The organism is Nocardioides xinjiangensis, assembly GCF_017916385.1.
Taxonomy (GTDB): Bacteria; Actinomycetota; Actinomycetes; order Propionibacteriales; family Nocardioidaceae; genus Nocardioides; species Nocardioides xinjiangensis.
Genome location: NZ_JAFMSW010000001.1, coordinates 280,348 through 300,345 on the forward strand (window position 1 = coordinate 280,348; position 19,998 = coordinate 300,345).

The 19,998-nt window shown below is 74.2% G+C and carries 15 protein-coding genes; 3 read left to right on the forward strand and 12 right to left on the reverse strand.

The window, feature by feature from the left end; all coding sequences use genetic code 11:
* Nucleotides 1–2 precede the first annotated feature (2 nt).
* The 8 genes from mraY to mraZ all read right to left on the reverse strand — a co-directional run bounded on the left by mraY (nucleotide 3) and on the right by mraZ (nucleotide 8,360).
* Nucleotides 3–1,115, reverse strand: a complete 1,113-nt coding sequence (mraY, locus tag J3P32_RS01365) for a phospho-N-acetylmuramoyl-pentapeptide-transferase (RefSeq protein WP_210438043.1) — start codon at nucleotides 1,113–1,115, stop codon at nucleotides 3–5.
* Nucleotides 1,112–2,515, reverse strand: a complete 1,404-nt coding sequence (locus J3P32_RS01370) for a UDP-N-acetylmuramoyl-tripeptide--D-alanyl-D-alanine ligase (RefSeq protein WP_210438045.1) — start codon at nucleotides 2,513–2,515, stop codon at nucleotides 1,112–1,114. The genes mraY and J3P32_RS01370 overlap by 4 nt, the downstream gene beginning before the upstream one ends.
* Nucleotides 2,512–4,098 (reverse strand): UDP-N-acetylmuramoyl-L-alanyl-D-glutamate--2,6-diaminopimelate ligase, encoded by a 1,587-nt coding sequence (locus tag J3P32_RS01375; protein WP_374222500.1) that lies wholly within the window; start codon nucleotides 4,096–4,098, stop codon nucleotides 2,512–2,514. The genes J3P32_RS01370 and J3P32_RS01375 overlap by 4 nt, the downstream gene beginning before the upstream one ends.
* Before the next feature lie 17 nt (nucleotides 4,099–4,115).
* Nucleotides 4,116–5,843 carry a peptidoglycan D,D-transpeptidase FtsI family protein gene (locus J3P32_RS01380; protein WP_210438047.1) on the reverse strand — a complete coding sequence of 576 codons (1,728 nt, stop codon included), beginning with the start codon at nucleotides 5,841–5,843 and terminating at the stop codon, nucleotides 4,116–4,118.
* A 132-nt stretch (nucleotides 5,844–5,975) separates the two neighbouring features.
* Nucleotides 5,976–6,557 (reverse strand): hypothetical protein, encoded by a 582-nt coding sequence (locus J3P32_RS01385; RefSeq protein ID WP_210438049.1) that lies wholly within the window; start codon nucleotides 6,555–6,557, stop codon nucleotides 5,976–5,978.
* Nucleotides 6,554–7,543, reverse strand: coding sequence for a 16S rRNA (cytosine(1402)-N(4))-methyltransferase RsmH (gene rsmH, locus J3P32_RS01390; protein WP_210438051.1), 990 nt, complete (start codon nucleotides 7,541–7,543; stop codon nucleotides 6,554–6,556). Before rsmH ends, J3P32_RS01385 begins: the two co-directional genes overlap by 4 nt.
* A 3-nt stretch (nucleotides 7,544–7,546) precedes the next feature.
* Nucleotides 7,547–7,705: a hypothetical protein gene (locus J3P32_RS01395; protein ID WP_210438053.1), complete on the reverse strand. Its 159-nt coding sequence runs from the start codon at nucleotides 7,703–7,705 to the stop codon at nucleotides 7,547–7,549.
* A gap of 226 nt (nucleotides 7,706–7,931) precedes the next feature.
* The gene (mraZ, locus tag J3P32_RS01400) at nucleotides 7,932–8,360 is read right to left on the reverse strand and encodes a division/cell wall cluster transcriptional repressor MraZ (RefSeq protein ID WP_056607086.1); all 429 of its coding nucleotides are present in this window, start codon (nucleotides 8,358–8,360) and stop codon (nucleotides 7,932–7,934) included.
* Between the two features lie 392 nt (nucleotides 8,361–8,752).
* Between mraZ and J3P32_RS01405 the strand changes: the two genes are divergently transcribed.
* Genes J3P32_RS01405 through J3P32_RS01415 form a run of 3 tightly spaced genes read left to right on the forward strand, consistent with a single transcriptional unit; the run spans nucleotide 8,753 to nucleotide 13,369 of the window.
* Nucleotides 8,753–9,733 carry an AAA family ATPase gene (locus J3P32_RS01405; RefSeq protein WP_210438055.1) on the forward strand — a complete coding sequence of 327 codons (981 nt, stop codon included), beginning with the start codon at nucleotides 8,753–8,755 and terminating at the stop codon, nucleotides 9,731–9,733.
* A complete protein-coding gene (locus J3P32_RS01410) occupies nucleotides 9,726–10,994 on the forward strand; it encodes a DUF58 domain-containing protein (protein WP_210438063.1) in 1,269 nt (422 codons plus the stop codon). The genes J3P32_RS01405 and J3P32_RS01410 overlap by 8 nt, the downstream gene beginning before the upstream one ends.
* Nucleotides 10,991–13,369: a transglutaminase family protein gene (locus J3P32_RS01415; protein WP_210438065.1), complete on the forward strand. Its 2,379-nt coding sequence runs from the start codon at nucleotides 10,991–10,993 to the stop codon at nucleotides 13,367–13,369. The genes J3P32_RS01410 and J3P32_RS01415 overlap by 4 nt, the downstream gene beginning before the upstream one ends.
* A gap of 229 nt (nucleotides 13,370–13,598) precedes the next feature.
* Here J3P32_RS01415 and J3P32_RS01420 read toward each other — a convergent pair whose 3' ends face one another.
* The 4 genes from J3P32_RS01420 to J3P32_RS01435 form a co-directional block, all read right to left on the reverse strand.
* On the reverse strand, nucleotides 13,599–14,036 hold the full coding sequence (locus J3P32_RS01420; protein WP_210438067.1) for a DUF3040 domain-containing protein: 438 nt from the start codon (nucleotides 14,034–14,036) through the stop codon (nucleotides 13,599–13,601).
* A 104-nt stretch (nucleotides 14,037–14,140) separates the two neighbouring features.
* Nucleotides 14,141–15,322 carry a DNA polymerase IV gene (gene dinB / locus J3P32_RS01425; RefSeq protein WP_210438074.1) on the reverse strand — a complete coding sequence of 394 codons (1,182 nt, stop codon included), beginning with the start codon at nucleotides 15,320–15,322 and terminating at the stop codon, nucleotides 14,141–14,143.
* Between the two features lie 39 nt (nucleotides 15,323–15,361).
* Complete coding sequence (locus J3P32_RS01430; protein ID WP_210438076.1) at nucleotides 15,362–16,108, reverse strand: methyltransferase domain-containing protein; 747 nt, start codon at nucleotides 16,106–16,108, stop codon at nucleotides 15,362–15,364.
* 43 nt (nucleotides 16,109–16,151) lie between these two features.
* A complete protein-coding gene (locus J3P32_RS01435) occupies nucleotides 16,152–19,997 on the reverse strand; it encodes a DNA polymerase III subunit alpha (protein WP_210438077.1) in 3,846 nt (1,281 codons plus the stop codon).
* Between the last annotated feature and the right edge of the window lies 1 nt (nucleotide 19,998).

Sequence of the window (19,998 nt, forward strand, 5' to 3'; positions counted from 1 at the left end):
CCTCATCCGATGCCCGCGACCCACTCGGCGTAGAAGATGCCGATGCCGGTGGCCACCGCGAGGCCGGTCACGATCCAGAACCGGATCACGATGGTGACCTGCTCCCAGCCGAGCATCTCGAAGTGGTGGTGCAGCGGCGTCATCCGGAAGACGCGGTGGCCGGGCTGGACCCGGAAGACGCTGCGGAACAGCCCGCTGGCCCGGCTGGCCTTGAAGACCGAGACCTGGATGATCACCGACAGCGTGATGACGACGAACAGGCCGCCGATGATCAGCAGCAGCAGCTCGGTGCGGGTCATGATGGCGAAGCCGGCCATCGCGCCGCCGAGGGCGAGCGAGCCGGTGTCGCCCATGATGATCTGCGCGGGCGAGGCGTTCCACCAGAGGAACCCGAAGCAGGCACCGGTGATGGCCGCCGCCACCACGGCGAGGTCGAGCGGGTCGCGCACCTCGTAGCACTTGGGCCCGGCCTGGAGCGCGCACGACTGGCTGTTCTGCCAGATGTTGACCAGCGTGTAGGCGGCGAAGATGAGGATCGACGCGCCGGTGGCGAGGCCGTCGAGGCCGTCGGCGAGGTTCACCGCGTTGCTCGTGCCGGTCACGATCAGCCAGACCAGCAGGATCGCCAGGACCGTGGGCAGCGAGAAGCCCTCGTAGTCGCGGATGAAGGAGATGTGGTCGGAGGCCGGACGCCAGCCCCGATCGTCCTCCAGCACCGGCGAGAGCGCGAGGAAGCCGAACACCACGGCGACCAGCGTCTGCCCGATCATCTTCGCGCGGCTGCGCAGGCCGAGGTTGTGCTGCCGGCTGACCTTGAGGAAGTCATCGAGGAAGCCGACCGCACCGAGCCCCACCAGCAGGAACAGGAGCAGGAGCGCCGAGGCGCTCGGCGCCTGGCCGGTGATGAGCTTCGCGGCGAGGTAGCCCACCACGCTCGCCAGCACGATCACGGCGCCGCCCATCGTCGGCGTGCCGCGCTTGGTGTGGTGCGTCGTCGGGCCGTCGTCGCGGATCGGCTGGCCGAAGCCCTGCCGGGTGAAGAACCGGATGGCGTAGCGCGTGCCGAGCAGCGAGATCAGCAGGGAGAGTCCTCCTCCGAACAGGATGGCTCTCATGTGGTGCTCCCTTCCCCCTCGGACACGAGGAGGTCCTCGGCGATCAGTTCCAGAGCCGCTCCCCGCGATGCCTTCACCAGGACGACATCAGCAGCCGAGACATTGTGCCGCAGCCACTCCGCCGCCGCGTCACGCCCCGCCGTGGGGATGCTCACTCCGCCGCGGCCGGCGCGCTCGAACCCCTCGGCGATGCCGTCCGCCTCGGGCCCGACGGTGACCAGCACGTCGACGCCCGACTCGGCGGCGTGGGCGCCGACGCCCCGGTGGGCGTCCCGGGCACCGGCGCCCAGCTCGAGCATCTGGCCCAGGACGGCGACCGTGCGGCGGCCGCTGCGGGCGCCGATGCCGGCCAGCGTCTCCAGCGCGGCGCGCATCGACTCGGGGTTGGCGTTGTAGGCGTCGTTGACGACGACGAGGCCGTCGGCGCGCTCGCCCACCTCCATCCGCCATCGGCTGGCCGGGACCGCGTCGGCGAGGGAGTCGGCGACGGTGTCGAGGTCCAGGCCCGCCGCCAGCGCCATCGCGGCGGCCGCTGCGGCGTTGCGCCACTGGTGCGTGCCGACCTGCGCGAGGTGGACGGTGGCGTGCGAGCCGCGGTGCGCGAGCTCGAAGGACTGCCGGCCGAGCTCGTCGGAGGTGATCTCGCTGACCGCGACGTCGGGCGGCGGGCCACCGGGTGGGCCGCTGCCGAACGTGGTGACGGCGGCGACGGTGCGCGGGGCCATCGCGGCCACGAGCTCGTCGTCGGCGTTGAGGACGGCGGTGCCGTCGACCGGGAGCGCCTCCACGATCTCCCCCTTGGCCGCCGCGATCGCCTCCCGGCTGCCGAACTCGCCGATGTGGGCGGTGCCGACGTTGAGGACCGCGGCCACGCGCGGCGGCGCGATCGCGCACAGCTCGGCGATGTGCCCGACTCCACGGGCGCCCATCTCGACGACGAGGTAGCGCGTCTCGGGCGTGGCGCGCAGGACGGTGAGCGGCACCCCGAGCTCGTTGTTGAAGTTGCCGCGGGTGGCGACCGTCGGCCCCGCCTCGGCGAGCAGGTGCGCGAGGTAGTCCTTGGTGCCGGTCTTGCCCTGGGAGCCGGTCATCGCCAGCACCGTGACCTCGGGCAGCCGGTCGACGACGTGCCGGGCCAGCACGCCGAGCGCGGCCGTGACGTCGTCGACGACGACGGTGGGCAGGACGGTCGGGCGGCTGCCGAGCGCGGCGACCGCGCCGGCCTCGGCGGCCGCGGGCGCGAACTCGTGCCCGTCGGCCCGCTGCCCCGCGATGGCGACGAAGAGCCCGCCGGGCTCGGGGGTGCGGGTGTCGAGGAAGGCTCCTCCCGTGACGACGGCATCGCCGTGCGCCGTCCCGCCCACGACGTCGGCGATCTCCGCCAGGGACATGTCGATCATGCGCCACCTCCGCTCTCGCGCTCGGCACGCACGGCGCGGACCTCCTCCGCGGCGACCCGGCGATCGTCGAAGGGGTGCACCACCCCGTCGACCTCCTGCCCGGACTCGTGCCCCTTGCCGGCCACCAGCACGACGTCGCCGGGGCGCGCCCGACGTACGGCCTCCCGGATCGCCAGTCGCCGGTCGCCCACCTCGAGGACCTCCGCCGAGCCGCCCCGGGTCCCTGCCAGCACGGCCGCACGGATGGCGGCGGGGTCCTCGGTGCGCGGGTTGTCGTCGGTGACGATGACGACGTCGGCGAGCCGGGCGGCGATCTCGCCCATCACCGGGCGCTTGGTGGTGTCGCGGTCCCCGCCGGCGCCGACAACGACCACGACCTGGCCGTCGGTCAGGGGCCGGAGGGTGGCCAGCACGGCCTCGAGGGCATCGGGCTTGTGGGCGTAGTCCACGACGAGGGTGTGGTCCTGGCCGGCTGCGACCTGCTCGAGCCGCCCGGGCACCCCGCCGACGCGGGTGATGCCGTCGGCGACGACCCGCGGGTCGAGGCCGGCGAGCGCTGCGGACGCGATCGCGGCCAGGGCGTTGGAGACGTTGAACTCCCCCGGGATGCCCACGGAGGCGGCGAGCTCGACCCCCGGCCCCACGACCGTGAAGGTCGCCCCGGCCGCGGTGAGGTCGACGTCCACGGCGCGCCAGTCGGCGTCGGCACCCCGGGAGGAGTAGGTCGACATCGGGACGGTGGCGACGTCGAGCAGGCGACGGCCGAACTCGTCGTCCACGTTGGTCAGTCCCCGGGCGGCGCGCTGGGGGGTGAAGAGGCTCGCCTTGGCGGCGAAGTAGTCGTCGAGGTCGGCGTGGAAGTCCAGGTGGTCGCGGCCGAGGTTGAGGAAGGTGGCGACGTCGAAGACGACGCCGTCGACGCGGCCGAGCACGAGCGCGTGGCTGGAGACCTCCATGGCGCAGGTGTCCACCCCCCGCTCGCGCATCACGGCGAACAGGCCGTGGAGGTCGGGCGCCTCGGGGGTGGTGAGCTGCGTCCTCACGTCCTCGCCCGCGATCCGCGTGCCGACCGTGCCGATCACCGCCGAGGTCACGCCCGACGCGGTGAGGCCCTGCTCCAGGACGCGGGTGGTGGTGGTCTTGCCCTGGGTGCCGGTGACGCCGATGACGCGCAGGTCGGCGGCGGGATCGCCGTAGACGTGGGCGGCGAGGCGGCCCAGGACGCGGCGGGGCTCCGGGACGACGATCGCCGGTGTCCCGGACGGCAGCCGGTCGAGCCCCGCCGGGTCGGTGAGCACGGCCACGGCGCCTGCGGCGAGCGCCCGGGCGGCGTGGTCGGCGCCGTGGGCCCGCGTGCCCGGGAGTGCGGCGTACAGGTCCCCGGGCCGCACCCGCGCGGTGCTCAGCGAGATGCCGGTGACCGCGACGTCCAGGTCGCCGTGCCGGGTCACGCCGACGGTCGGGGCGGCGTCGGCCCCCGGACGGCTGAGCCAGTCGGCCAGGGCTGCTGCGGAGGTCGGGTGGACGGTCCGGGGCCTGGTCGCTGCCGGGTCCTGGCGCGACGGGTCCGCTGACTGGTCCACCGACCGAGCGTATCGACTCACCACTCGACGGGCAGGCGCGACGGTGGTCCGTCGGTGGGCTCGACGCCGTAGCGGCCGAGGACGTAGCCCATGATCCGGGAGAACACCGGACCGGCGATCGAGCCGCCGCCGCCGTCGACGCGGGGGGCGTGGACCACGACGTAGACGGTGAACCGGGCGTCGTCGGCGGGCGCAAAGCCGCCGAACGAGACGGTGGTGCTGCCGTCGTAGCCGATGCCGTCCGGGGCCACCCGCTGTGCGGTGCCGGTCTTGCCCGCGACGAGGTAGCCGGGCACCTGCGCGCCGGGGGCGACGCCGTCCTCGGGGTCGACGACCTTCTCCATCATCCTGGCGGTGGCCCGGGCAGCCTGCCTGCTGACCACCCGCGTGCGGGTGGCGACGTCGGTGCCGACGGTGGTCCCGTCGTCGGTCACCGCGCTGCCGGCGATCACGCTGGGCGAGACCCGCACGCCGCCGTTGGCGATGGTGTTGACGGCGGCGGCCATCTGCACGACGTTGACCGACAGCGACTGGCCGAAGGCGACGCGGTCCTTGGTCTGCGACGTCATCGCCTCGCCCGGGGTGAGGATGCCCGGGGTCTCCCCGCGGACGCCGATGTCGGTGGTGCGGCCCAGCCCGAACCGCTGGAGGTACTCCACGAGCTGCACCGGCGAGAACGCGTCGGCCGCGAGCACGGTGCCGATGTTGGAGGACTTGGCGATGATGCCGGCGAGGGTCAGCCGGATGGTGCCGTGGTCGAACCAGTCACCGATGACGCGGTCCTGCCGAGCGAGGTTCGGCGGCACCTTGAACCGCTGGCGGGGGAACGCCTTGCCGGCGTCGATCAGCGACGCGGCCGTCAGCACCTTCTGCACCGATCCCGGCTCGTAGGTGTCGTTGAGCGCGCGCGAGCCCAGGTCGTCCTCGTCGGCGTCGGTCGGCTCGTTGGCGTCGAAGGTCGGCACGTCGGCGAGCGCCAGGATCTCGCCGGTGCGGGTGTCCATGACGACGGCGGCACCGCTCTCGGCGCGGTACTGCTGGACGGCCTGCGCGAGCACCCGCTGGGTGAACCACTGGAGGTCGCGGTCGAGCGTGGTGCGCAGGGCCGCGCCGTTGCGCGCGGCCCGCAGGGTGCTCTCCCGGAGCGGGATGCGGACGCCCTTGCCGGAGTTGGACTGCCAGGTGGCCTCGCCGTCGACGCCGGCGAGCTGCTCGTCGAAGGTGCGCTCGAAGCCGCCGAGGGGCTCGTCGGTGCCCATGTAGCCGAGCAGGTTGGCGGCCACGTCGCCGGCCGGGTAGTCGCGGATCGGGTCGTCCTGGAGGGAGATGCCCTCGAACCCCGCGTCGTCGAGCTCGGCGAGGGTGTCGGTGGCCAGGGTGCTCGGCACCCGGCGCGCGACGTACTCGTAGCGGCTTCCCTCCTTGCGCCCGCGCAGGGCGGTGAGGGTGCGGAAGTAGTCGATGGAGAGCCGCTCGGACAGCAGCCGGGCCAGCTCGGGCGCCTCGTCGGCGGTGAGGGCCGGGTCGGCGATGACCATCTTGCCCTTGATGGAGTCGGCCAACGGCACGCCGTTGCGGTCCAGGATGTCGCCGCGCTCGGCCACGAGCGGCACCCGTACGGCGCCCTCGGCGGCCGCGCGGACGGCGTACGACCCGGGGTCGACGCCCTGCAGCTGCACCAGCCGGGCGCAGAAGAACGAGAGGACCATCGCGATCAGGAGGAACCCCACGCGCAGGCGCACCATGGGTGCGCCTCGCGAGGCGCCGCGCGTGGTGCGGGTGCTCGGCACTGGTCTTCCTCCCCGGTCGGCCCCGGGGCGGGACGACCTGCTCGACAATCTAGGGCGGCTGCGGCGCGGATCCGCGCGTCCGCGCCGTCAGCGGTTGCGGTTCTTGCCCCGCTGGCGCGCGGCCGGCTGCTCAGCAGTGGCGGACGGGTCCGTGGTGGCGGGGTCCGTGGTCGCGGGGTCCGTGGTGGCGGGGACCTCGACGAGGATCGGGGCCGGCGCGAGGTTGGCCGGCTTGATCGGTGCGGGCGGCATCAGGTTGATGGCCTGCTCCCGGGTGGCCGGCGTGCGGACGCCGGTCGTCCGGCCGGTCTCGAGGTCGAGGAAGACCGGGGCGGCCGGGATGACCATGCCCATCTGCTGCGCCTGCGTCGCGACACGCTGCGGGTCGCGGAGCTCGTCGAGCTCCATGCGCAGCGTCTGCTCCCGGGCGGCCAGGGTGTCGGCCTCGGCCTCCAGCGCCGACGCGGCGAAGGACGCCTGCTGCATGGAGGTGTTGAAGAGCAGCAGCCCGACGATGCCGCCGAGGAGCACCACGCTGACCAGCGTCACGAACGGCACCCGCGGCGCGCGCGTGCGCACGCGGGGAACGACCGTGAGGCGCGCCCGGTCGACGGCCTCCTGGGCGATGCGGGTGACGCGGGTGCGGGGCTGCAGGGCGGGACTGCTCATCGAACGGCTCCTGGGGAAGAGGGGCGGGACGGGGGCGGGGCGGGGCGCACGCGCTCGACGGCGCGCAGCCGGACCGACGCGGCGCGGGGGTTCTCGGCGACCTCGTGCTCGTCGGCCTGCTCCGCACCGCGCGTCACCAGCCGCAGCGCGGGCTCGGCGCCCTCGGGCACGAACGGAAGGTCCGGCGGCACGTCGAGGCGGGTGGCCTCGGCGAAGGCGCGCTTGACGAGTCGGTCCTCGAGCGAGTGGTACGACTCCACCACGACGCGCCCGCCGACGCCGATGGCGGCGATCGAGGCGGGGATGGCGCGACGCAGGACCGCGAGCTCGTCGTTCACGGCCATCCGCAGCGCCTGGAACGTGCGCTTGGCGGGGTGGCCGCCCGTACGCCGCGCGGGTGCGGGGATCGTCGCGTAGAGCAGCTCGACGAGGTCGGCGCTCGTGCGGAACGGCGCCGTCTCGCGGCGCCGCACGACCTCCCGCGCGATGCGGCTCGCGAACTTCTCCTCGCCGTACTCGCGCAGGATGCGGGTGAGCTCCGAGGCGCTCGCGGTGTTGAGCAGGTCCGCGGCGGTCTGACCGGTCGTGGGGTCCATGCGCATGTCGAGCGGCGCGTCCTCCGCGTACGCGAAGCCGCGCTCGCGCACGTCGAGCTGCATCGACGACACCCCGAGGTCGAAGAAGACGGCGTCGGCGTGGTCGAGGCCGAGCGAGGCAAGCACGTCGGGGAGCTCGTCGTAGACGGCGTGGACCGCGGTGAACCGGTCGCCATGGCGGGCCAGCCGCTCGGTGGACATCCGCAGCGCGGTGGGGTCGCGGTCGATGCCGACGACCCGCGCCTCCGGGAGCCGCTCGAGGACCGCCTCGCTGTGGCCGCCGAGGCCGAGGGTGCAGTCGACGTAGACCGATCCGGGGGCTTGGAGGGCAGGCGCCAGCAGGGCGACGACCCGGTCGAGGAGCACCGGGGCGTGGCTGGGAGTGGCCATGTCTCAGCCCTGGGAGCCGAGGCGCGTCAGCAGCAGCAGCGCGAGGGCCAGGCCGCAGGCCGTGGCTGCGGAGAACGCGATGAGGGCAGCCGCCTCGCGCGCCTGGTCGCGCACCCGCGGCGACGGTGTCGCCGCCGCGCGTACCGGCTGGGTGGTGCTCATGGTCTCGACCCCACTGTGCTGGTGCTGCTGGCTGGTTGGCGGTGCGGCTGACACCCCCCGTCGTGTGGCACGGGGTGAGCCGCCGCACCAGGTCCCTGCCCGCTCCCCTGCGAAGGGGAAGGCCCTCTGGTGCCGGGGAAGTGCCCCAGATGACCACGCGGAGAGCGGGCTCGAGACCTCGTGCTGCGGGTCGCGATGTCAGCTGTGCTGTTGTGGGTGCTGCTGGTCAGATGCCGGGGAAGACCTCGTCGCTGAGCTCGGAGAACTTCTGCTCCTGCTCCTCGGAGTAGGTCGCCCACGCGGTCGGGTCCCAGATCTCGATCCGGTTCATCGACCCGATGACGACGCACTCCTTGCGGAGCGAGGCGTACTCCCGCAGCGGTGCCGGGATGTTGATGCGCCCCTGCTTGTCCGGCACCTCCTGGCTGGCGGCGGCGAACAGCATGCGGACGTAGTCACGGGTGTTCTTCTGCGTGACCGGCGCCTCGCGGAGCCGGTCGGTGAGCCTCCCGAAGTCCTCCAGCGACCAGACAGTGAGGCAGCGCTCCTGTCCCCTGGTCACCACGAGGCCCTCCGTCAGCTCGTCCCTGAACTTCGCCGGGAGGAAGAGCCGGCCCTTCTCGTCGAGCTTGGGCGTGTAGGTGCCGAAGAACATCCGGCACCCCCTTGCTCGGCGGGAAGATCGACCCTGTCCCCCACTTCGCCCCACACTACTCCATTTCACTCCACCGTCAACCAGATCGAGCGTGTTTCCCGCACGAATTCACCGTTTTCCCGCGGTGCCGGCGGCGGTGGCCGCGGGTGCCGGGACGCCCGGACGGGTGGCGAGCCACGCTCAGGAGGCCGCCGGTGGAGCGCCGGTGGGGGCTGCGACGCCCGGTGGTGGTGCGAAGTGGGGGACGTGGGTGCGCGGGTGCCAGGACCGCCGTACGCCCCGACCTGGTGACGTCCGTGCCGAACCGGCTCCCACGTCGTGAGCGGCGGGTATGTTGCGCGGACCACATACGGTGGTGCCAGCGGGGACGAGAGGCGCGAGGGGACGACGACGTGACGACTGGGCTTTCCGGGCAGGCGCCCGACCTGGACACCGTGCACCGGGTCACCGGTGCGGTCCGCCACAACATCGAGCGCGTGATCGCCGGCAAGCCCGACGTCGTCAACGCCGCCCTGGTCGTCCTGCTCGCCGAGGGACACCTGCTCATCGAGGACGTCCCCGGCGTCGGCAAGACCCAGCTGAGCAAGGCGCTGGCGCGCAGCATCGACTCCTCGGTCCGGCGCATCCAGTTCACGCCGGACCTGCTCCCCTCCGACGTCACCGGCGTCTCGGTGTTCAACCAGGACACCCGCGAGTTCGAGTTCCGACCCGGCGGCGTGTTCGCCAACATCGTGGTGGGCGACGAGATCAACCGTGCCTCGCCCAAGACGCAGTCGGCGCTGCTGGAGTGCATGGAGGAGCGCCAGGTCACCGTCGACAACGCGACCTACCAGCTCGAGAAGCCGTTCATGGTGATCGCGACGCAGAACCCGATCGAGATGGAGGGCACCTACGCCCTCCCGGAGGCGCAGCGCGACCGCTTCATGGCGCGCGTGTCGGTCGGCTACCCCGTCGAGGCGGCGGAGATCGCGATGCTCGAGGGGCACACCTCCCACAACCCGCTCGAGGACCTGGAGCCGGTCACGGACGCCGGGGAGATCCGCAAGGTCATCGAGATCGTCGGTCGGGTGCACGTCTCGCCGGCCGTGCAGCGCTACGCCGTCGCCCTGACCACCGCCACCCGCACCAGCCACGACCTGCACCTCGGTGCGTCGCCCCGGGCGACGCTGCACCTGGTGCGGGCCGCCAAGGCCGTCGCCGCGACCCAGGGCCGCGACTACGTCCTCCCCGACGACATCCACGGCATCACCTCGCCGGTCCTCGCGCACCGGCTGCTGCCCAATGTCGAGGCGACGATGAGCGGGCGCACCACCGCCGCGATCCTGTCCGGGATCGTGGAGTCGGTGCCCGTCCCCGACGCCAGTCGTGCGTGAGTCCCTCGCCGCGCTGACCGTCCGTGGACGGGCGTTCCTGGCTGCCGGGATCACCACGGTGGTCGCCGCGATCGTGGTCGGCCACTCCTCGGTCGTGCGCATCGGCGTGCTGGTCGCCGCGCTCCCGCTCCTGACCGCCTGGTGGGTCGGACGCTCGCGATACCGCCTGGCGCTCACCCGCACGGTGTCGCCCCAGCTCGTCGTCGCCGGCCAGCCCGCCACCGTCGAGCTCGTCATCTCCAACGAGTCGCGCACGCGGACCGGCGTGCTGCTGCTCGAGGAGCGGCTCCCCTACGTCCTCGGCACGCGGCCGCGCTTCGTGCTCGAGGGCCTCGGTCACGGCTGGCGCCGGCACGCCACCTACCAGGTGCGCTCGGAGCTGCGCGGGCAGTTCGACATCGGGCCCATGTCGGTGCGGGTCACCGATCCCTTCGGCCTCGTCGAGCTCGGCCGTACGTTCCACGCGACCTCGCGGCTCACGGTGACACCGCGCACCATCCCGCTGCCGAGCATCCCGCTGGGCGGGGCGTGGACCGGCTCGGGCGACAACCGGCCCCGCGCGTTCGCGACCGGCAGCGCGGAGGACGTCACGGTGCGCGAGTACCGCCGCGGCGACGACCTGCGACGGGTCCACTGGCGCAGCTCGGCACGCGTCGGCGAGCTGATGGTGCGTCGCGAGGAGCAGCCGTGGCAGTCCCGCGCCACCGTGTTCCTCGACAACCGCGCCATGGCGCACCGCGGGCAGGGGGCGGCGAGCTCGCTGGAGGGCGCGGTCTCCGCCGCCGCATCGATCGCGATCCACCTCTCCCACCACGGCTACACGGTGCGACTGGTCACCGCCTCCGGCGACTCCCGCGAGACTGAGTGGCACTCCCACACCGCCGAGGCCAGCACCATCCCGCTGCTGGAGGCGCTGGCGGTCGTGCAGCTCGACCACTCCCCCACCCCGGACACCCAGTGGCTCGCCGAGCCCGGCCACGGCGGCCTCACGATCGGCGTCTTCGGCGCCCTCGGCGAGGGCGACCTGCCGTTCCTGCGCCGGCTGCAGCACCACGCGTCCTCCAGCCTGGCGATCGCTCTGGAGGTCGACGCGTGGGCGCCGCACCTGCCGGCGCAGCCCGGTCCCGGTGCGGCGCCGCGGTTGACCGCGACCGGGTGGCGCTCGGTCACCCTCGGGCCGCGCGATCGGCTCGACACCGCGTGGCAGGAGCTCGGCCTGATGCAGAGCCGCGCCACCGCGTCGGCGGGAGCGGCACGATGAGGGCCGCGGGACAGCCGTCCTGGGGCTCGCTCACCCACCAGCTGGGCCTGGCCGCCACCGCCCTGCTGGCGGCGTGGACCACCGTGCTCTCGTGGGGCGTCCTCACCGAGGCCTTCGGCCGGGTGGCGGTCCCGCTGCTGCTCATCGGTGCCGTCGTCGCGGTCGCCGGCGCCCTGGGGCGCCGCAGCCGCCTGCCGGCCGTCGGCATCGTCGCCGCCCAGCTGGTGCTGGGCGGCCTGCTGGTCCTCGGCGCCACGACGGGCACACCGGTGCCGACGCCGGACAACGTCGACGCCTTCCTCGCCGCCCTCGACGACGCGCTGGCGACCTCGCGCAGCTACGCGGCGCCGGTCCAGCTCGGCGTCCCGCCGGTCCACCCGCTGCTGCTGATCGGCGGCACGCTCGTGGTCGTCCTCGTCGACGTCATCGCGTGCACCCTGCGCCGCGCGCCCGTGGCCGGCCTCGTGCTGCTGGCGGCGTACACCCTGCCGGTCGCCGTGACCGGCAACGGGGTGTCGTGGCTGCTCTTCATCGTCATCGCCGGCTTCTTCCTGGCCCTGGTCTTCCTGCAGCACAACGACCAGCTCACGAGCTGGGGCCGCTCCCCCGACGGCGACCGGGGCTCCTTCTCGGTCCGCACCGGCGCGATCGGCAACACCGCCCTCGCCCTCGGCGCGGGGGCCATCGCCCTCGCGGTCGTGGTCCCGGCAGCGGTGCCGACGATGAGCATGAGCGTCTTCGAGGGCAACGGCCCCGGCACCCGCGAGGTCGAGGTGCAGGACCCGATGGTGGACCTCCGACGCGACCTGCGTCGCGGTGAGGACATCCCGCTGCTGTGGGTCACCTCGTCGGGGCCCAAGCCGTCGTACCTCCGCATCTCGGTCCTCGCGCGCTTCAGCGGCTCGGAGTGGACGCCCGGCGACCGCGAGATCCCGGAGACGCAGACCGCCACCGGAGCCCTCCCCTCGCTCGACGGGGTGGGCCTCGAGGTCCCGCGCCGCGAGTCGAAGTACGACGTGCGCGTCGGCCCGGACTTCGCGTCCGCCTGGCTGCCCACGGCCCCGCAGACCACGCGCGTCGTCGCCGGCTCCGACTGGCGCTACGACGTCGACACCCGCGACGTCATCGCCGCCGAGGACGACGTCACCACCGCCGACCTCACCTACGACTACACCGGCGTGCAGCTGGAGTACGACGCGGAGTCGATGGACGCGGCCGTGTCGGGCGCCGGATTCGTGGCGGGCATCTTCACCGAGGTGCCGTCCTCGCTCAACAACGAGATCCGCCGGACGGCGGCCAGCGTGACGGCCGACGCACCCACGCGCTTCCAGAAGGCGCAGGTGCTGCAGCGGTGGTTCCGCGAGGACGGCGGCTTCCGCTACGACGACGGGGCCGTGCCGTCGGCAGGCGACGGCAGCGCCGACCTGCTGGCGTTCCTCGACGACCGGGTCGGCTACTGCGAGCAGTTCGCGGCGTCGATGGCGATCATGGCGCGGGTCATCGGGATCCCGAGCCGCGTCGCGGTCGGGTTCCTCGAGCCGGAGCGGGCCACCAACGGCTCGTGGGAGTTCTCCTCCCACGACCTCCACGCGTGGCCCGAGCTGTACTTCCCGGGCTCCGGCTGGGTGCGGTTCGAGCCCACCCCGCAGTCGCGGGGCACGCAGCCGCCCGACTACACCGAGGCCGAGTTCGAGGCGGTCCCCGAGGCGCCCGCCCCGAGCGCGAGCCGCTCGGCCGATCCCCTGCCCGAGCGCGGCGAGTCGGCGGACGCGGAGGCCGCCTCCGCCGAGGAGGACGCCTCGTCGATCCCCTGGGGCCCCATCGTCGCCGGCGTCCTCGGGCTCGGCGCGCTGGCGTTGCTGCTGCTGACACCCCGACTCGTGCGTCGCGCACGCCGGCAGCGCCGCCTCGCCGGCGACATCGAGGACGTCTGGACCGAGCTGCGGGACGTGGCCCGGGACCTCGGGCACGCGTTGCCCACCGGCCGCTCGCCCAGGCGTGCCGGTGACTGGCTCGGGCGGCTGCTCGCGGCGCCCCTGCACGACCGGTCCCGGCCGGACCGGCCACGACGCGGTCGCGAGCAGGCGCCCGAGGCGGCCCAGGCACTCGACCGGCTCGTCGTGGCGCTCGAGCGCAGCCGCTACGCCCGTGACCCGGAGACCTTCACCGCCGACCGCTTCGTCCCCGACCTCGCGCGGGTCGAGGAGGCGCTGGCCGCCGGGGCCACCCCTCGTGAGGAGCGCCGCGCCAGGTGGTGGCCGGCGTCGGTCGTCGGTCGGCGCCCGTCCCGGCGCCGGCGCTCCCGCGCCGGCCACGCCCCGACGGCGACGCCGGACCGCGAGACCAGCCGGACCGTCGACGAGCTCGTCGGCTGACCGAGCCGGCCCGCTCGCGCCGGGGGGATCCCCGGCGCCGCCACGGCGACCGGTCGTGGACGACCACCGCGCGCCGGCCTATCCGCGGCGATCGTCCGGCCCGGCTTCGACCGGTGGACGTCGACGGTCGACGTCGACCGGCTTGGCTGTGACGTCGCACGACCACGTCGCGCCCGGTCGCGATCGGACGCCACGCCGCTGCGAGCGGACGAAGGCGCCGGCCGTCAGGTCAGAAGCCGCGCTCGCGGCGGCGACGCCACCGCTCCTCCATGCGCTCCATGAAGGGAGCGCCGGAGCGCTGGCGGCTGGGGCGGTGCGGGCGACCGCCGTCGACCACGCCGAAGCCGGTGCGGCCGGAGGCGCGCACCTTCGGGGCGGAGTGACCGGGGCTGCGCGCAGACGTGAGCGCCAGGATCGCGCCGCCGAGCATCACCACGAACCCGAGGACGCCGACCACGGTCTGGAGGACGGCGCTGAGGTCGAGCAGCACGGCCACGACGAGCAGGCCGATGCCGGCGAGGAGGATGCCGCCACCCATGATCATCCGCCGGCGGGCGGCGCGCTGGAAGGAGGTGCCGCGGAGCGTGGAGGCGAGCTTCGGGTCCTCCTCGACGAGGGCGCGCTCCATCTGCTCGAGCAGTCGCAGTTCTTCCTCGGAGAGCTCCACGATTTCCTCCTTACCTCTGCGTCAAGTCTAGGCACGCTCCTGCCCCTACGGTAGGCGTCGCCCGAAATTTCCACCCCCACGCAGGGGTCCGGCTCGGCCGACGCTCAGACGAGGCTGCCCGGGCGGACCGCAGCGGCGCCGAACCGTCGGGTCGCCCGGTCCACGGCCCGGTCCGCCTCGGCCCAGCCCCGCTCGGGCTCACCGAGCACGAGCTGACGCTGCACGGTGCTGCGCGGCACCAGGCGCTCGACGCGGACGCCGACCAGCCGCAACCGGGCTCGCTGCAGCCCGAGCGCGTCGTAGAGCCGCGTCACCGCGCGATGGACCTCGACCGTGACGTCGGTGGCCTCGGGCAGCGTCCGCGAGCGCGTGATCGTGGTGAAGTCGGCGAACCTCACCTTGAGCGTCACCGTCCGGCCGGACACGCCGGCCGCGCGCATCCGTCCGGCGACCCGTGCCGACAGGCGCAGCAGCTCGCGCACGATCACGTCGCGGTCGTCGGTGTCGCGCGCGAAGGTCTCGTCCGCGCCCATCGACCGCTCCGGCTCGTGCGGCCCGGCCGTCGGTGCCAGCTCGCCGCGGTCGGTGCCCCAGGCCAGGTCGTGCAGGTGGCGGCCGAGGTGGTCGCCCACAGCACGCTGCAGGGTGCGCAGCGGGGTGTGGGCGACGTCGCCGACGGTCGTCAGGCCGAAGCGGTGGAGCAGGGCCTGCGTCTTCTCCCCCACGCCGTAGAGCTCACCGACGTCGAGCGGGTGCAGGAACGAGCTCACCTCGGCCGGCGGCACGACGACCACGCCGTCGGGCTTCGCGCGCCGGCTCGCCACCTTGGCCACCGACACCGACGCCGCCGCACCGACCGAGCAGGTGATGCCCTGCTCGTCGTGGATGGTCGAGCGCAGCCGCTCGGCGATGTCGCGCGGCGAGCCGAGCCGACGCGTGGATCCCCGGACGTCGAGGAACGCCTCGTCCAGCGAGACCGCCTCGACCACCGGCGTCACCTCGCGGAAGGTCTCCATCACCGAGGCCGAGACGCTGGAGAAGGTGGCGTAGTCGGGCTCGAGCACCACGACGTGGGGGCACAGCCGGCGGGCGCGGGTCATCGGGAGGGCGGAACGCACCCCGTAGCGGCGCGCGACGTAGTTGGCGGCCAGCACCACCCCTCGCCCGCTGCCGCCGACGACCACCGGCTGGTCGACGAGGTCCGGACGCTCCCGCAACGCCACCGAGGCGTAGAAGGCGTCCATGTCGACGTGGAGGATCGGCGTCAGGACCCGGGCGTCGGTCATCGCGGAGCGCCTCTCCCGCGGCCGGCGACGCCCGACCGGTCAGCGGCGCGCGAGGACGTGCAGCTGCGCAGCGAGGGGGAGGTACTCCGGGCGCGTGGCGACGGCCCGCTCGAGCTCGACGAGGGCCGCGGTCGCGCCCGGCTCCAGGTCGAGCAGGCTGCCGGGCACGAGGTCGGCGAACACCCGCACCGCCTGGACGGACACCGGCTCGAGACCGGCTCCGGTGAGGAGGTGGACGACCTCGTCGTGCGTGAACCGGTGACCACCGCCCCGGCTCGCGGGTGCCGGCACCGGGTCGCCGTCGAGCAGCTCGCGGGCAGCCTGGAAGTGACCGGCCATCGCGCGTGCGACGACGGCCGCGTGCCGCTGGGCCACGAGCAGGCTGAGGTGCCCGCCGGGACGCAGCACGTCGGCGATCGCCGCGACGGAGGCCGCGGGATCCTCGACCATCTCGAGAACCCCGTGGCACAGCACGAGGTCGGCCTGCTCGACCAGCCTCGGCAGGTCGGAGAGGTCGCCCTGCTGGCCGATGATCCGGTCGGCGACGCCGCGCTCGCGGGCGCGCCGGCCGAGGGAGGCCAGCGCGTCGGGGCTGGGGTCGATGACCTGGACGGTGTGGCCGAGCTCGGCCAGCGGCACGGCGAAGCCGCCGGTGCCGCCGCCGACGTCGACGATGCGCGCCTGCCGGTCCACCGGACCGCCGGACTCGAGCAGCCGGTGCACGCCCTCCCAGGCCACGCCGGTGCGGACGGACTGGCGGCGGTCGCTGGCGGAGGGCTGGGCCATGTCGGCAACCCTAGTGGCTGGGCGCGGCGCGTCCTCGGCGATGTCATCCGAGGCTCCCGGGGCTGCGGTACGACAGCTTCCGCGCGACGTCCCGGGGGGCGTCGCCGGGGGGCTCGACGTCGGCGTACGGGGACGTCCGGGAGCCGCTGCTGTGCACCCGGACCCGGCGCACCGCCGGGGCGTCACCCGCTGGCTGCTGGGTCGTCGCCAGCTCGGCACGGACGAGCGAGACGCCCTCCTCGCTCGTCCGGGCCTGCTGCCAGATGGCGTGCAGCGCCGGCAGCTCCCACGCCCCGGTGGCTCGTAGCGAGACGCCGCGCCGTCCCGTGCGGCGCAGCTCGCCGCGCACGAGGAGCAGCCACGACGAGAACACCGTCGTGGCGCACGTGCCCTGGGCGTCCTCGAAGAACGTCGCGTCGACCGGGCCCGTGCCGTCGTCGAGGGTCAGGAACACGACCCGGCGCCCGGACCTGACCGGCGGGGTCTGGGTGGCGACCTTCACCCCTGCGACGAGGAGCGCGGCGCGGCTGCGTCGGCGCAGCAGGTCGCGGCTGCGGGTCACGCCGAGCGCCTCGAGGAACGGCTCGTAGGCCGTGACGGCGTGCTGGCTGACGTCGAGGCCGAGGATCTCCAGCTCGGCAGCCATGCGTTCGTGCGGCGACATCTCGGGCAACCCCGTCGGACGCTCACCCGACTGCCCCGGCTCGTCACCCAGCCGCAGGGTCAGCTGGACCGAGCCCGGGCCCGTCACCGGACGGGCGGCGCGCGACTGCGCGGCGGCGCGTGCCCAGACACCGCCGTCGGCCAGGGCGTGCCGCTCGGTCGGCGGCGCGTCGCCGCGCACCGCGGGGTCGGTGCTGTTGCGCGCCGCGGCGTCCACGGCGGCGCTGGCGGCCGGCAGCGGCGCGTGCCGGCCGGCGGGGCCGCGGCCCCGGGCCCGTGCGGCACGGTCGAGCGAGCGGGCGTGCAGGTCGAGCTCGGCTGCCTGGAGCAGGAGGTCGCGCCGCGTCACCCGGCCGCGTCGCCGCACCGACTGCTCGCCCGCGCCGATGCCGTAGACGCCGTCGAAGGCCCCCGCGAGCACCAGTCGCTCGACGATCGGCCGCGAGACGCGTGCCCGGTGGAAGAAGTCGGACAGCGAGGCGTAGCGGCCGCCCCCGCGCGCCTGCACGATGCGTGCGACCTCCGCCTCGCTGATGCCCTTGACGTCGCTGAGCGAGAGCCGGATGGCATGGCCCTCGCCGTGCGCCCCGCGCTCCACGACGTAGGTCGCAGCGCTGGAGTTGACGTCGAGCCCCAGCACGCCCACCCCGAAGTGGCGTGCGTCGTCGAGGATCAGGCGCTTGGGGTACATGCCGGGGTCGTGGGTCAGCACGCCGGCGAGGAAGTGGGCAGGCCAGTGCGCCTTGAGCCAGGCCGACTGGTAGGTCGGGAGGGCGAACGCGGCGGCATGGGCCTTGCAGAAGCCGAACGAGGCGAACGCCGCGAGGACGTCCCAGACCTGCTCGACCACGGGCCGGTCGTAGCCGCGGCCGAGCGCGCGGGGGACGAACCAGGCCCTGGTCGCGGCCATGCCGTCGACGTCGCCGAGCGACCGGCGCTTCTCGTCGGCCTCGGCGTAGGACGTGCCGCCGAACAGGGCGATGATCTCGATGACCTGCTCGTGGAACACCACCACCCCCCGGGTGTCGCTCAGGACGGGCCGCAGGTCGTCGTGGAGGTAGCGGGCCTGCGACCACCCGTGCTTGACCTCGAGGTAGGGCGTGATCATGTCGCTCCTGACCGGCCCCGGTCGGAACAGCGAGATGTCGGTGATGATGTCGTCGAAGGTCTCGATCCCGGACTTGCCCACGAGCTCACGCTGCCCGGGCGACTCGATCTGGAAGACGCCGAGGGTCCTGGCGCTGCTGATGAGGTCGTAGGTGGCGGCGTCGTCGAAGGGCACCTGGGCCTCGTCGTCGAGATCGATGCGCACCCCGTCGACGCGCTCCACCTCGGCGACGGCGTGGGCCATCGCGGACTGCATCCGGATCCCGAGGACGTCGAGCTTGAGCAGCCCGAGCTGCTCCACGTCGTCCTTGTCGAACTGGCTCATCGGGAAGCCCGCCCAAGAGGCCTCGACCGGGGTGCGGTCGAGCAGCGTGGCGTCGGAGAGCAGCACGCCGCAGGGGTGCACCGCGATGTGGCGGGGCAGGCCGTCGAGCCGCTCGACGAGACCGAAGAAGTGGTCGAGCGCACCGTCGTCGAGGCCGCTGGCGCGCAGCTCGGGCAGGTCGCGCAGGGCCGCGCGGGCGTCGCGCGCCCGGACGTGCGGGAACGCCTTGGCGATGGCGTCGACCTCGCCCGGCGGCATGCCGAGCGCCGCGCCGACGTCGCGCACCGCGTGACGCACCCGGTAGGTGTCCATCATCGAGACGCACACGCAGCGCTCGCCGCCGAACCGGTCGAGGATCGCGCGGTAGACGTCCTCGCGACGGGCGGACTCCACGTCGATGTCGATGTCGGGCAGCGAGGCTCGCAGCGGCGAGAGGAACCGCTCCATGAGCAGTCCGTGGCGGATGGGGTCGACGCCGGAGATGCCGAGCAGGTAGTTGACGAGACTGCCGGCGCCCGAGCCGCGGGCGGCCCGCCGCACGCCCATGTCGCGGATGAGGTCGCTGACGTCGGCGACGGTGAGGAAGTAGGACGCGTAGCCCAGCACCTCGATGGTCTCGAGCTCGTCGTCGAGGCGTTTCCAGATGCGCGCCCGGGGCGCGTCGCCGTAGCGCCGTCCGATCGCCCCCTCGCACCTGCGGCGGAGGGCCACGGCGGCCGACGGCGCCGAGGGGTCGGACAGGTCGAGCTCGGGGAAGTGCACCTCGCCGATGCCGAGGTCGGCCCTCGGGTCCAGCGCGCACCGGTCGGCGACGGCGCGGGTGCGTGCGAGCAGCCGTCGCGCCGCCTGCTCGCTGCCGACCGTCCCGGCGAGCCGGCAGATCTCCTCGGCGACCTCGTGCATCTGCTTGCCGGACTTGAGGAAGCCCTCGGCGTTGCCGCGGCTCGTGCCCGGGCCGATGTCGCGCAGGCCCGCCGAACCGAGTGGGACCAGCCGCCGCGCGGCGTCGAGGACGTCGATCGTCGGGGCGTCGAGGCGGTCGGCGTAGCGCACGACGTTGGTCAGCACCGTGCCGAGCCCGGCGGTGCGGGCGATGCCGGCCATCCGGGCGGCGTGCGGGGAGGTGCCCGGGCCCCAGTCGCCGTACCGGGCGCCGAGACGGTGCGAGACCAGCTCGACGAGCAGGCTCTCCGCGGGCACGACCTCGCGCCAGGGCGCGAGCGCCGCCACGGCGAGGTCGTCGCGGCGCCGGGTGGCGGCCGCGCCGACCTCCGACGACGGACCGAGCAGCACCAGCACGTCGCCCCCGGCCAGGTGGGGAGCCAGCACGTCGAGGGTGGCGACAGGGCGTCCGCGCTCCCCCGCGAGGTGCACGGCCGAGACCATCCGGCACAGCGCCGCCCAGCCGGACCTGCCGCTGGCCAGGAACGTCACCCGCGCACTGCCGCCCTGCTCGAGCGACAGGTCGCGGGCCGGGCCGCCGCGCGTCGGCGCGCGACGGCGGCCCGTACCGCCCGCGGGACCGCCCGCGGGACCGCCCGCGGGACCGTGGTGGAGCCTGTGACCGGGCGTCGGCGCGACCGCGAGGTCGACGCCCAGCACGGGGCGGATGCCCGCCCGGTCGGCTGCGCGGGCGAACTTCACCGCACCGTAGGTGCCGTCGCGGTCGGTGAGGGCGAGGGTGTCCATCCCCTGCTCGGCAGCGCGCTGCACCAGGACGTGCGGGTGGGACGCGCCGTACTGCATCGAGAAGCCGGAGGCGACGTGCAGGTGGACGAACGGGTCGGCGGGCACC

Excerpts from the sequence above, each read along its gene's own strand:
- mraY (WP_210438043.1), bottom strand. The coding sequence starts at position 1,115 with ATGAGAGCCATCCTGTTCGGAGGAGGACTCTCCCTGCTGATCTCGCTG.
- J3P32_RS01370 (WP_210438045.1), bottom strand. The coding sequence starts at position 2,515 with ATGATCGACATGTCCCTGGCGGAGATCGCCGACGTCGTGGGCGGGACG.
- J3P32_RS01380 (WP_210438047.1), bottom strand. The coding sequence starts at position 5,843 with ATGGTGCGCCTGCGCGTGGGGTTCCTCCTGATCGCGATGGTCCTCTCG.
- J3P32_RS01385 (WP_210438049.1), bottom strand. The coding sequence starts at position 6,557 with ATGAGCAGTCCCGCCCTGCAGCCCCGCACCCGCGTCACCCGCATCGCC.
- rsmH (WP_210438051.1), bottom strand. The coding sequence starts at position 7,543 with ATGGCCACTCCCAGCCACGCCCCGGTGCTCCTCGACCGGGTCGTCGCC.
- J3P32_RS01395 (WP_210438053.1), bottom strand. The coding sequence starts at position 7,705 with ATGAGCACCACCCAGCCGGTACGCGCGGCGGCGACACCGTCGCCGCGG.
- mraZ (WP_056607086.1), bottom strand. The coding sequence starts at position 8,360 with ATGTTCTTCGGCACCTACACGCCCAAGCTCGACGAGAAGGGCCGGCTC.
- J3P32_RS01415 (WP_210438065.1), top strand. The coding sequence starts at position 10,991 with ATGAGGGCCGCGGGACAGCCGTCCTGGGGCTCGCTCACCCACCAGCTG.
- dinB (WP_210438074.1), bottom strand. The coding sequence starts at position 15,322 with ATGACCGACGCCCGGGTCCTGACGCCGATCCTCCACGTCGACATGGAC.
- J3P32_RS01430 (WP_210438076.1), bottom strand. The coding sequence starts at position 16,108 with ATGGCCCAGCCCTCCGCCAGCGACCGCCGCCAGTCCGTCCGCACCGGC.